At 63.4% G+C, this 12,531-nt stretch carries 11 protein-coding genes; 6 read left to right on the forward strand and 5 right to left on the reverse strand.

What is annotated here, in order from left to right; translation table 11 throughout:
* Positions 1–4: 4 nt before the first annotated feature.
* Positions 5–373 carry a response regulator gene (locus KIO76_RS05340; protein ID WP_213321810.1) on the reverse strand — a complete coding sequence of 123 codons (369 nt, stop codon included), beginning with the start codon at positions 371–373 and terminating at the stop codon, positions 5–7.
* A 2-nt stretch (positions 374–375) separates the two neighbouring features.
* Positions 376–993, reverse strand: a complete 618-nt coding sequence (gene hpt, locus KIO76_RS05345; RefSeq protein WP_213321811.1) for a hypoxanthine phosphoribosyltransferase — start codon at positions 991–993, stop codon at positions 376–378.
* A 400-nt stretch (positions 994–1,393) separates the two neighbouring features.
* On the opposite strand from hpt, the gene ftsE reads away from it, so the two are divergent.
* The 4 genes from ftsE (at position 1,394) to KIO76_RS05365 (ending at position 4,786) form a co-directional block, all read left to right on the forward strand.
* On the forward strand, positions 1,394–2,053 hold the full coding sequence (ftsE, locus tag KIO76_RS05350; RefSeq protein WP_213321812.1) for a cell division ATP-binding protein FtsE: 660 nt from the start codon (positions 1,394–1,396) through the stop codon (positions 2,051–2,053).
* A gap of 6 nt (positions 2,054–2,059) precedes the next feature.
* Positions 2,060–3,049 carry a cell division protein FtsX gene (locus tag KIO76_RS05355; RefSeq protein ID WP_213321813.1) on the forward strand — a complete coding sequence of 330 codons (990 nt, stop codon included), beginning with the start codon at positions 2,060–2,062 and terminating at the stop codon, positions 3,047–3,049.
* Positions 3,050–3,188: 139 nt separating this feature from the next.
* On the forward strand, positions 3,189–3,902 hold the full coding sequence (locus KIO76_RS05360; RefSeq protein WP_213321814.1) for a YdcF family protein: 714 nt from the start codon (positions 3,189–3,191) through the stop codon (positions 3,900–3,902).
* A gap of 86 nt (positions 3,903–3,988) precedes the next feature.
* The gene (locus KIO76_RS05365; RefSeq protein WP_249729499.1) at positions 3,989–4,786 is read left to right on the forward strand and encodes a lysophospholipid acyltransferase family protein; all 798 of its coding nucleotides are present in this window, start codon (positions 3,989–3,991) and stop codon (positions 4,784–4,786) included.
* 12 nt (positions 4,787–4,798) lie between these two features.
* On the opposite strand, the gene KIO76_RS05370 is transcribed toward KIO76_RS05365, so the two are convergent.
* A complete protein-coding gene (locus tag KIO76_RS05370; protein ID WP_213321815.1) occupies positions 4,799–5,383 on the reverse strand; it encodes a gamma-glutamylcyclotransferase in 585 nt (194 codons plus the stop codon).
* 238 nt (positions 5,384–5,621) lie between these two features.
* On the opposite strand from KIO76_RS05370, the gene KIO76_RS05375 reads away from it, so the two are divergent.
* Entirely contained in the window at positions 5,622–6,722 is a 1,101-nt protein-coding gene (locus tag KIO76_RS05375) for a DUF2125 domain-containing protein (RefSeq protein WP_213321816.1), read from the forward strand.
* Here KIO76_RS05375 and KIO76_RS05380 read toward each other — a convergent pair.
* Entirely contained in the window at positions 6,716–7,957 is a 1,242-nt protein-coding gene (locus KIO76_RS05380) for an MFS transporter (RefSeq protein ID WP_213321817.1), read from the reverse strand. The genes KIO76_RS05375 and KIO76_RS05380 overlap by 7 nt on opposite strands.
* 118 nt (positions 7,958–8,075) lie before the next feature.
* Positions 8,076–9,902 carry a glucan ABC transporter ATP-binding protein/ permease gene (locus KIO76_RS05385; protein ID WP_213321818.1) on the reverse strand — a complete coding sequence of 609 codons (1,827 nt, stop codon included), beginning with the start codon at positions 9,900–9,902 and terminating at the stop codon, positions 8,076–8,078.
* A 197-nt stretch (positions 9,903–10,099) separates the two neighbouring features.
* Here KIO76_RS05385 and KIO76_RS05390 point away from each other — a divergent pair, with 197 nt between their 5' ends.
* Positions 10,100–12,502 (forward strand): DUF3772 domain-containing protein, encoded by a 2,403-nt coding sequence (locus KIO76_RS05390; protein WP_213321819.1) that lies wholly within the window; start codon positions 10,100–10,102, stop codon positions 12,500–12,502.
* The last annotated feature ends 29 nt before the right edge of the window (positions 12,503–12,531 follow it).

A 12,531-nucleotide genomic window follows, 5' to 3' on the forward strand; every position in this document is an offset into this window, starting at 1 on the left:
CGTCTCACGCCGTCGCCAACACCCGCCTGACAGCGGCCCGGAAATCGCCGAGCGAGAAGGGCTTGATCAACAGATCCGCGACGGTTTCGTCGAGCCCCTTGATGCGCTCCTGTTCCTCGGTGAAGCCGGTCATCAGCATGATCGTCAGGGTCGGGTAGTCTTCCTTCGCGGCCACGGCGAGTTCGATCCCGTCCATCAAAGGCATCCTGATATCGCTCACCAGCAGGGTGAAATCGCCCCCTGCCGCTTGCAGCCGCTCCAAGCCGTCCAGGCCATCCTCGCCGGTCTCGACAGTGTGGCCGTCCAGCTCCAATCCGCGTTTCAGAAGTCCGCGAACGCCTGCTTCGTCATCGACGAGAAGTATGCGCGCCATGGTCAATCAACCTCGGTGTCAGCCGCTTCGACGATACCGACAAAAGGCAACTCGCGATAAAAATGAGCCGCATCCATCCCATAGCCAACCACAAAGGCGTCAGGGCACGCGAAGCCCACGAAATCAGCTTCGATGTGGACAGCGCGCTTGTGCGGCTTCTCCAGGAGAACAGCGCACATGACCCGGCGCGCGCCCCGCGCCGCCATGAGATCCTTGGCAAAGGCAAGCGTCCTGCCCGACTCGAGGATATCGTCGACGAGGAGCACGTCGCGATTGCGGACGTCGCTATCCACATCTTTCAGGATGTCCACCTGCCCGGATGAAACGGTGGCCTTCCGGTAGCTCGACAGATGCACGAACTCGACTTGGGGCGCGAGGCCGACCCGGTGCAGACAGCGGATGAGGTCCGCCGCAAACATGAAGCTGCCCTTCAGGATGGCGACGACGAGAAGATCGCGCGGCTCGGATGCGGCGATCGCCGCCGCGATTTCCTGGTTGCGATGCGCGATTTCCTCAGCCTCATAGAGCACGCGCACTGGCCGCGTCGGCGTATCACTCTGACCGGCGGCGGGCCCCCGATCCGTGCCGTTCCCGTCCGCACCTAAGCCTTTGTTAACCATGACCCTCTTTCTCGGATAGGATCACTGCCCGTCGTGATGACAGCGACCATATGGTGCGCCAGCATAGTCGCCGGCACACACATGTGATAGCCGCCAGCCCGATTTTCGGATTAAAGGCGCCGATGACATGGTGCAAGAGATCCTCTTGCAAGAGATCCTCGCGCAAGAGATCCCCGGACGGGGATCCCTCGTGCAGGCGATCGTGGCTCGGCCGGTCCTGGAAAGCGCAGGTTGAAAGTGAGACTTTCGGCCGCGCAGCTCAGCCGGGCCCGCATCCGTAGGTCGAACCTATATATGGAAACATCGCTTGCATCGGCGTGGAAGCACGGCAGCATGGCGAATCAGGGCTGCTGCCCGCGGTGGCCGCCTAAACGAGTGGTTTTGGAGGAGAGGATGAAGAGTGGTCCGCTTTGACAACGTCGGACTGCGCTATGGCATGGGTCCCGAAGTCCTGAAGGATCTTACCTTCACGGTCGCCCCGCGATCCTTCCAGTTCCTGACGGGACCCTCGGGTGCCGGCAAGACGACCTTGCTGCGCCTCATCCTCTTGTCGCTCAAGCCGACGCGAGGCCTTATCAGCATCTTCGGGACGGATGTCTCGCAGATCGCGGGTGAGGCCCTGACCGCAGCACGTCGGCGAATGGGTGTGGTCTTTCAGGATTTCCGCCTGCTCGATCACCTCACAACTTACGAGAACGTCGCCTTGCCACTGAGGGTGCAAGGCAAGGAAGAGGCGAGCTACCGCGCCGAGGTGGTGGAGCTTCTGCGCTGGGTTGGGCTGGGTGAGCGCATGCATGTGCTGCCGCCCGTGCTTTCCGGCGGAGAGAAGCAGCGCGCGGCGATCGCGCGCGCGCTCATCGTGCGGCCCGAACTCCTGCTCGCCGATGAGCCGACTGGCAACGTCGACCCTAATCTTGGCCGCCGCTTGCTGCGCCTTTTCATTGAATTGAACCGCCTTGGCACTTCGGTCATCATCGCCACGCACGACTTCGGCCTCATGGACCAGGTCGATGCGCGCCGCCTGGTGCTCGCCGAAGGCCGGCTCCACATTTACGACTGAGGATCGATGACCTTCTTTGCCGAAAGCGGCCAAGCGGACGATACGCCTCACCCCGCGGGATCAGCGGAATCCGAGCTTGGTCCGCTCCCGGAAGCGTTGAAACGCAATCAGTCGCTCGTTCCCAGTGATTCCTCCGCCGGCCGCGCCCTGGTTACGGTCATCGCCATTCTCACCTTCCTCGCGGCGTTGGCCGCAGGGGCCGCGCAACTCGTCGCGAGCGCCTCATCGGAATGGAACGCCTCGATCGCGCGTGAGGCAACCATTCAGGTTCGTCCGAATCCGCAGCGCGACATCGAGGCGGACGTGGCGGCAGCGGCTGACATCGCGCGAGCGGATGTCGCGATCGACAGCGTCCTGGTTTATTCGCGCGCGGAAGCGGAACGGCTCCTGTCGCCATGGCTCGGTACTACGCTGGATTTCGTTGAGTTGCCGATTCCCCGGCTGATCGTTCTCACCGTGAAGCCAGGGATCCAGCCGGACTTCGCGACGCTGCGCAGCAAGCTCACTGCTGCGGTGCCCGGAACGACCATAGACGATCATCGCGCCTGGATAGCGAGGCTTTCGGCCATGGCCGGCACCGTGGTCTTCGGCGCCCTGGCGATCGTCGGCCTTGTATTGGTCGCTGCCGCGCTTGCCATCGCATCCGCCACACGCGGCGCGGTTGCGAGCAATCGCGAGATCCTCGAGGTGCTGCATTTCGTCGGCGCGGATGACCAGTTCATCGCGCGCGAGTACCAGCGGCGCTTCCTCGGCCTTGGCCTCAAGGGCGGTCTCATCGGCGGTGGTGCCGCCTTGCTGTGCCTCATCGTCGGCGGCGTGATGGCGCGGTACTGGCGGGCGAGCCCGGGAGGTGACCAGTTGGAGGCGCTGTTCGGTCTGTTCGATATCGGCATCTGGGGCTACGCGTCGGTCGCGGCGATAGCCGTGATCATCGCCTTGGTGACGGCAGCCGTCTCGCGCACGACGGTTCGGCGGCATCTCAGCGGCTTGCAGTGAGCAAGGCCATGCCCCAAAATGCCAAATCGAAGGCCTATGCAGGCTGCCCCCTCATTGCCTCATTCGCCGTTATCCTTAAAAAAGCGGGATTCGCGCGCGGAGCTACGGTCTCTTCTGAATGCGCGTGGGATGAGTGTATATGACGGACGGTTTGGCGATCACGAACAAGAGGCAGCCGTTCAAAATCGGACGGTGGCTGAAGCTGGTCGGGATCTGTGCCGTGGTTCTTGCGCTGGTGCTTCTGGTCGGCGGCTTCTTCATGTTCGTGCGCCAGCTCGACGGCTATCGCACCAGCAACGATGCGACGGCCGATGGCATCGTGGTGCTCACGGGAGGCTCGCAGCGGATTGCGGAGGCGACGGACCTGCTGTCGCGAGGCCGCGCCAAGCGCATGCTGATCACCGGCGTCAATCTCAAGACCACCCGCGAGCAGATTGTCGCGGTCAATAGCGAGCTTGCTCATTTGGTGGATTGCTGCGTCGATCTCGACTACCGCGCCCGGAATACGATCGGCAACGCCATCGGCGCGCGGCGGTGGGCGCAGGAGAACAATTTTGGCTCCGTCATCGTCGTCACGTCGAACTATCACATGCCACGCAGTCTGGTCGAACTCGGCAATGCGCTGCCCGGCGTAAAGCTCATGCCCTACCCGGTAGTGGCAGAGAATTCCCAGACCGAGCGCTGGTGGAGCGATGCGGCGACGACCCGGCTGCTCGTCATGGAATATGTCAAGTTCCTCGCCGCATCCGTGCGGACTCTCGTCGAGGGCGACCCGGAGCATTCGCGCATGGCGGTGCTCGTCGGCGGCCGCGAGCCCGCAATCAGCGGACCGCTCATGACCAAGCACGACTGACGTCCGGCGCGGCCAGTTGGTTCCGGCATCTGGCGGCAAGCCTCCGACCGCTATATGAGAGGGCGACCCTTGCTTCGCCCGGCCTGATGATGACTGCCGGTGCCGCGGACTGCTATCAGGCCTGTCTCATGCTCGTGCTACGCTCGCTGCTGTTCAACATCGCGTTCTACGCCAATATGATTGCACGCCTCGTGCTGTATCTGCCGCTGCTGGTGCTACCGCGTGCGTGGCTGATGGCAGCCGTGCGCAACTGGGCTCACTCCTCCCTGTGGCTGCTGCGCGTCATCGCCGGCACGAAAGCCGAGTTCCGCGGCGTCGAGCGAATTCCCGTGGGGGGATGCATCATCGCGTCGAAGCACCAGTCGCTGTGGGAGACCTTCGCGCTGCTCACCATCATCAAGGATCCGGTCTTCGTGCTCAAGCGCGAGCTGACCTGGCTGCCGTTCTTCGGCTGGTACGCGATGAAGGCGCAGATGATCCCGGTCGATCGCGGCAAAGGAGCAGCGGCACTGGCCGCCATGGCGCAACGCGTCGGCGAGGAGCTCGCCAAAGGACGCCAGATCGTGATTTTTCCCGAGGGGACGCGGCGCCCCCCCGGAGCGCCACCGGCTTATAAATATGGCCTCGTGCACCTCTACAACACACTTGAGGTGCCCTGCTTGCCGATCGCGTTGAACTCCGGGCTTTACTGGCCACGCCGGCAGTTCATCAAGCGTCCTGGCACCATCATCGTCGAGTGCCTGCCTCCGATCCCGCCCGGGTTGTCGCGCCTCACCTTCCGCGACCAGGTTGCGGCGGAGATCGAGGAAGCCTCGAGCCGCCTGATCAAGGAGGCGCAGCATGCCGATGGAACGCCCGTGCCAGCAGCGGCCGGAGCCGCCTGACGGGGAGATCCCTCAGGCCGGAGCGTCGAGCCCGGCGACAAGACGGGTTAGTACGGGGTCGTGCACCCCGAGCTCGAGGAGATGGGCCTGCGTATTGCGCACATAGTCCGGATTCGCGCCCGACTGGCCGACCCCTTGCCGAACAAGCCGCAGCACCTCGCCTTCATCCAGCCGCCCCGCATATTGCTCATGCTTACGGTCCGCGACATAGACGAGTGAGCGCACGACCTCCCCTGCTCCCAATACGGTCTGCACATAGCGCTCGACGTAAACCGAGGTCGCCTGCTCACGCTCACGCAGATAGGAGATGGTGGCAGCGGCATGCGCCTCAGCGACCCGAAAGGCAATGCCGAGACATGAGCCGCCCCGGTCGAGCCCCAGCACAAGGCCGGGCTGCACGGCCGTGCCCCGGTGGACGTGGGAATAGATGCAGAGCGACCTATGGAAGCCACGGATCACGGCTTTACGCCGCTCGACGAAAGGGAAGCCAGGGCGCCACATCAGTGAACCATAGCCGAACACCCAAAGATCGCCGGACGTATTACCCGCCGCGTCGGATACGACGCCGGGGAGCGCAGGGATGGTCACCTCATCCATGTTCCAGGTCTTTCATAGGGTTCCATGTCGTTCAAAGATGTCTTCCACCGCCTCATGTCTTCCACAATGCGTGAGCTGTCCCGAGTACCGCCACATCGCACCGCCGTCCGGCCGCCGCCGCCCGGAAGGCGCATTGGAACGGGCAGGCCAGTGATGTAACACAGTGCCGCCCGAATGAATGATGATAAGAATTGTCGACGCTTCGGGAAGTGTCACCGAACAGGAGATCAGGCCAGCAATGTCCGCAAATACGTCCGGGACCATCAAACGAAGGAGCCGCATCGGACTCTATTTGCCGGTCGTGCTCCTCTTCGCGATCGCGGCCGGCTGGTCGGTGTTCTGGTTCATCGCACGCAATACCGTCAACACGGCTGTCAACACCTGGCTGACCCGCGAGGCCGCCGAAGGCCGCGAGTGGAGTTGCCCGGATCGCGCCATAGGGGGCTTTCCGTTCCGCTTCGAGCTGACGTGCAACAATCTCTCGTTCTCCGGCAGGACGCCGGAAGGACCAGTCACCGGGTCCCTGCCGCGCCTCGCCGCCGTTGCACAGATTTATAAGCCGCAGCACGTGATCTTTGAAGCGGTGGGACCGCTGAAGGTCGCCAAGGCAGACGGCACGGTGGACCTCACCTTCAACTGGAAACTGCTCGACGCCAGCGTCATCGTCGCCGGTCGCACCATCGATCGCGTTTCCGTTGTCGTCGATGAGCCTACGCTCGCGGTCGCGGGATCAGCTGTGATGCCCCTCAATCTGACGGCGAACACATTCGAGTCTCACCTGCGGCGAGACCCGGCGCGGCCGCCGGAAGAGAACACCTATGATTTCACGCTCGCTTTCGACGGAGCCGTGCTTCCCCCGTTGGACGCGCTTCTTGCGACGCAGACGCCGGTCAAACTCGCGCTCGATGCGAAGGTGACCCACGCGCGCCCCTTCACCGCGCAAAGCCGCGCCGAGGAGTTCGAGGCGTGGCGGCAGGCGGGCGGCCGGGTGCAAATTCTAGGTCTGTCCATGGACAAGGGCCAACAGCGGCTCGAGGCACGTGGCGAACTCGGCCTCGACGAAGCTCATCGCCCCGCGGGAACCATCGATGCCTCGGTCGCGGGTCTCGAACAGGTGCTTGCCCGTTTCGGCATCGGCGGCCAGGGCAGCAATCTCGGCGCACTGATCGCGGGTGGACTCGCGCGTCTCGGTGCCCGCCAGGCCCAGCAATCACAACCCCAGGGCGACGGCACCGCGAAGCCGGCGAACGGCTTGACGCCGCTGCCCACAGTGACGATTGCCAACGGACGCGTCGCCGTGGGGCCTTTTGCTTTCGCGACAGTCCAGCCGCTCTACTGATCCTTCACAACCGGGGCCTTCCTGCGCGTGTTGGGCAGGAAGGCAGCCAGGATGCCGAGAAGCGGCAGGAAGGAGCAGAGATTGAAGACGAAGCGGATGCTGGTGTGGTCCGCCAGCTGCCCCAGCACCGCCGCGCCGAGACCGCCCATGCCGAAGGCAAAGCCGAAGAACAGACCCGAGATCGTGCCCACCTTGCCCGGCATCAGCTCCTGCGCATAGACGAGGATGCTCGAAAAGGCTGATGCCAGGATGATACCGATGGCCACGCTCGACACCACCGTCCAGAACAGATTGACGTGAGGCAGGATGAGGGTGAACGGCAAGACCCCGAGAATCGAAAACCAGATCACATACTTGCGGCCGAAGCGGTCGCCCATCGGGCCGCCGACGAAGGTGCCCAGCGCCACCGCGCCAAGAAAAACGAAGAGATAAAGCTGCGCATCGCGCACGGACACGCCGAACTTCTCGATGATGAAGAACGTGTAGTAGCTCCCCATCGCCGCCATGTAGAAATACTTCGAGAAGATCAGCACGATGAGGATACCGATGGCGCGCGCCACCGTCCCGCGGCTGAAAATGGCCTCCACGCCGGCAGCCAGTGACACTGCGGCTGTCTTGGGGCGCCGCCCTTCATTGCGGTACCAGAAGCCCACGCGCGTGAGCACGATGATGCCTGTGAGCGCTATCAGCGAAAACCAGGCGAGGCTAGGCTGCCCGTAGGGGAGGACGATGAAGGCGGCGAGCAGCGGCCCGAGTGACGAGCCGACATTGCCGCCAACCTGGAAGAAGGACTGCGCGAAGCCGTGCCGGCCCCCTGAGGCCATGCGGGCCACGCGCGACGATTCCGGATGGAAGATCGCTGAGCCGGTCCCGATGAGCGACACCGCGAGCACGATCATTCCGAAGCTGTTTGCCAGCGAGAGGAGCACCACGCCGCTCAGCGTCACGCTCATGCCAACCGCGAGGGAAAACGGCTGTGGGTGCCTGTCCGTGTAAAGCCCGACAGCGGGCTGCAGAAGCGAAGCGGTGAGATTGAAAGCGAGCGTGATAAGGCCGATCTGCCCGAAATCAAGATGAAACCCGTCCTTGAGAACGGGATAGATCGCGGGAACGAGCGACTGAATCGTGTCGTTCAGCAGATGGGACAGGCTGATGGCTGAGAGGATGCCGATGACGGCCCCTCCGCGCTTCACGCCTGCCACGGAATTCTGACTATTCTCGGCTTCGACAGCCATGATCGAGCACCCATTTCTGAACGCCCTTCATAGCGATGGTCACTGGTGCAACCAACTACCCGGAGCGCATGGCTGATGAGCACAGCGTGGGGAGCAGATGACGTCCTACGCCAGCGCTTCAGGTCTCGGCAAGCCCCGCACCATCGGGCAGGGCGACGGAGCGGCGCGCCCGCGCGGATGCCGCTTCCTCATCCGGCGCCGCGAGAAACTGCGCGCGAGCCAGCCCTGCGAAAACGCCTCCCTTCGCGACGAGCTCGTCGAAAGACCCTCCCTCGACGATGCGGCCGGCGTCGAGCACGAAGATGCGATCGGCATTGCGAACAGTTGCCAATCGATGGGCTATGACAAATGTGGTCCGCCCGCGCATCACCTCATCCAGGGCCGCTTGAAGCTTGCCCTCAGTCGTCGCGTCCAGGGCGCTGGTCGCCTCGTCGAGAATAAGGATCGGCGGGTTCTTCAAGAGCGCACGGGCGATTGAGAGGCGCTGGCGCTCGCCGCCGGAGAGGGTGCGGCCGCGCTCGCCGACAAGCGTGTAGATGCCCTCCGGCTGCCGGGCGATAAAATCCGTCGCCTGGGCACGCTCTAGCGCCACGCGCAGTTCCTCGTCGGTTGCACTCGGCTTGCCGACCCTGAGGTTATCCGCGATGGAGCGCGCGAACAGCATCGGCTCTTGAAACACGACGCCAATATTCCGCCGCAGCGATAGCAGCGTGAAATCACGGATATCGGTGCCGTCGATCAGGATGCGTCCGGACTGCGGGTCGAAAGCGCGATGGAGGAGCCCGAGCGTCGTCGATTTGCCGGATCCCGTGGAGCCAACAAGTGCAATCGTCTCGCCGGGCTTGACCTCGAAGGAGACATCCGCAAGGGCCGCGCGCTTGCCGTCATAGGAGAAGGAGACATTATCGAAGACGACATTCCCCGTGAGCACACCTGCATCCCGGGCCGTCGGACGGTCCGCCACCGTCGCGACCGTATCGGCGATCGAGAAGAACTCGCTGATCTTCGGCGCCTGCAGGAACAGGAAGTTGATATAGGAGACGATCTGCTCCAGTCGGCCGATCAACATCGTGGCCAGGCTCATGAAGGCGACGACCTCGCCGAGTGTGGCCAGCCCGTTGAGATTCAGCCACGTCCCCGTCAGGAAGATGGACAGGACCGTCAGCGTCGCGGAGGCCCGGGAGGCGACCGTCGCCAGCGCCCACCAGGACAGCACGGGCGTCTGCGCCGCAAGAAGCGCATCGATGGTCGCGCGCAGAGCGCGCGCCTCGGCCTCGACACGCGTGAAACTCTGGATGACGGGCACATTGCCAAGCGCATCAGACGCATGTTCCGCCAGCGCCGAATGGTGACGCTCCACGGAACCCTGGAGGGTTTCCGTGCGCCGCAGCACGAAAGTCGTGACGACCGCGAAAAAAACGACAAGCACCACAAGCAACACGCCAAGGCGCCAGTTCAGCACCATGGAGATTGGCAGGAGCGCGACGAGCACCACGAAGCCAGAGCATTGCTCGCGAAAAAACGAGAGCCAGACGGCCGCCATGCCATTGGCGCCCTCCAGCATCACCTTCAGCATCCGGCCGGAATGGGTTGCTCCGTGAAACGCCAGCGGCAACGTCAAGGCATGTTCGAAGAACTGCGCCATCACGGCCAGGCGCCGCCTGTGTGACAGACGATCCGCATGCAATGCAACGAAGACACCGGCACCTATGGTAAAAAGGCCGAAGCCAACCCAGGCGGCGGTATAGCGGCCAAGCTGGCCCATGTCCGGTGCCTGGCCGCTGCCCTGGGCATGCGACAGTAGGTCGATGATGCGCCCGAACAGCAAAGGCTCTGCGAACTGGGCGAGAGCAAGGGCCACATTGGCCACGATCAGCAAACCGCCGAGCCTTGCCTCGCCACCTAGCGCAGACAGGACACGCATATAAAGACGGACAAGATTCATCGGAACCGAACTGCCGGCGAGCGTTTCTGACAAAGTCAGTCACAACGCACGGCGCGCTACTGTCAAGCTGAGACAGAGAGTATGGCGAAGGGATCACGACGGAAATGACCCCAAAGAGGCCTTGCCTTCGTCATTTAGCGCAGGCAACCCTGAAATCACTCACGATAGATCCTGATGATCCGCGGAGTCGTTCACGCATGCGCCTGTCTTTCTTCGTCCGTTCAGCTCCGCGCCTGATCGCCACTGCCCTTTTATGCGTCCTGCTGGCAGGCCTTGGCGGCCTTTCGATGAATGGCCCGGCGCTGGCGCAGACACAGGCGCCGTCTGCGGGACCGTCGGGAGCGCAGGCCGAAGGAGCCCAGTCCCGCCTCGACCAGGCCAAGCTTCAGCTCGACCAGATCGAGGCAACCCTGTCCCGGCAGGATCTCTCGGACGACACCTTGACGAGCCTGCGCGATTCCCTCGAGCCGATATCGGCCGCGATCAGTACGGTGCAGGCGGAGCTGCGTCCGCGGGTAGATGCGCTGAAAGCTCGCCTTGCGCAGCTTGGCCCGCCTCCCGAGGCGGCGGCAGGTGCAACGGCGCCCCCGGTGGATGAGAACCGCGACGAGCGCGAGGCGCAGAAAGCCGCCCTCGCCCGTGCGGAAGGCCTTGTCGCTGCAGCGAACGCCCTGCAGGTCCAGGCCACACAATTGCGAACCAATATCACGGATGCACGCCGCACGCTGCTCAGCGGTCGCATCCTGGCGAAAACGCCGGGCATCCTCAGCCCGGCACTGTGGACCGATGCGATCACCGCCATGCCCTATGACATGCGTGCACTGCATATGCTGGCGCGCGACTGGGCGAGCATTTTCGCTGACCGCATGCGCGACGGTCGTATCGCGGCCCTTATCCTGCCTCTCCTGGTGGGCATCGGCATGTTCGTCCTGCGACAATGGCTCATTCCACATCTCACACGTCGTGACCCCGACGCGGTCGATGTCTCCCAGCGCAAGCGTGTCCTGGTCGCGATCGGCATCGCTCTCGGCCGCACTCTCACGGTCGCGATCACTCTTGCCCTTATGTATGTGGCCATGGACAGCATCGGCCTCCTGCCGGGGCGGATCAAGGAGCTGGCGCAGGCCATTTTCCTGGCACTCTCCCTAGTGGTCTGCGCCCGAGCCCTCGCCGATGCCTGTTTCGCGCCTAATCTTCCTTCCTGGCGCCTGTTCGGTATGCAGGAGACGACCGCGCGCCACCTCCTGACCTTCGTCTCCACGATAGCCGGGCTGATGTTCGCCGAGCGCGTCGTCGAGGCATTGCTTGTTGCCACGAGCGCCAGCCTGCCGAGCACGATTGTCGCCAAATGCCTCTATCTCGTCGCGGTCGTTCTCGTCACGCTGACGGCACTGCACAGTCTCCGCAGCCCGGATGAGGATGAAGAATGCGCCCTCGGGCCCTATGTCACCCCCAATCGCTCCGCGGGCATTTTCAAGATCGTGGGCTGGACCGCCACTGCCGTCGTCACCGTCGCCATCATTCTCGGCTACGTTGCCCTCGCGGGCTTCATCGTTGGGCAGCTCATGTGGGCGGCCCTGGTCGCGGCCGTTATCTATCTCGCGATGCAACTCGTTGCCGTCACGGTCGGCGCAATCCCGCGCGACAAGCGCATGGCGTCTGCAATTCACGCCAATATCGGGCTGAGCTACCGCTCGTTGGAGCAATTCAGTGTATTGGCGGGCGGGCTCATCAACGTCACGCTGATCCTGCTCGGCCTCCTGCTGGTGCTCGCCCCGTTCGGCGTCGAATCCAACGATATCATTCCAGCCGCACGCCAAGCGCTCGTCGGCTTCACGATCGGCGAGGTCACCATATCGCTTTCGGCGATCATGATCGCCGTGCTGACCTTCATCCTGATCCTCGCCGCCATACGTGTCGTGCAGAGCTGGCTGTCCGGCACCTTTCTGCCCACGACCGAACTCGAGTCCGGCATTCGCAATTCGATCACGACGGCGGTCGGTTATCTCGGCTTCTTCATCGCCGCGATGGTTGCCTTGTCGCAGCTCGGCCTCAGCCTCGCGAACGTTGCCATCGTCGCCGGTGCGCTCAGCGTCGGTATCGGTCTTGGCCTCCAGTCCATCGTCAACAACTTCGTCTCCGGCCTCATCCTTCTGTGGGAGCGCAGCATACGCGTCGGTGATTGGGTTGTGGTTGGCGCCGACCAAGGGCACGTCCGGCGCATCAGCGTACGCGCGACCGAAATCGAGACCTTCGACAGGGCGGCCGTCATCGTGCCCAACTCCAACCTCGTCTCGGGCGTCGTGAAGAATTGGGTCCACAACGGTCGCTCGGGCCGATTCACCATCAAAGTCGGAGTGAGCTACACCGCAGACGCCGACGAAATCCGCGATCTGCTCCTGTCGCTGGCGGCTGGTCATGCCGAGGTGCTGCGCGATCCACCGCCCCGGGTCTTCCTCACCGATTTTGGGGAGAAGGCCGTCAACTTCGATCTGCACGCCTTCGTCGCCGATGTAGGGACCAGCGGACGCATCAAAAGTGAGATCAGCTTCAAGATCCTGCACGAATTAAAAGCGCGGGATGCGCTGCCTCCGCGCTGATTTGCAAGAGTGCTTTAACGAATGGCGCC

Source organism: Chelatococcus sp. YT9 (genome assembly GCF_018398315.1).
Taxonomy (GTDB): Bacteria; Pseudomonadota; Alphaproteobacteria; order Rhizobiales; family Beijerinckiaceae; genus Chelatococcus.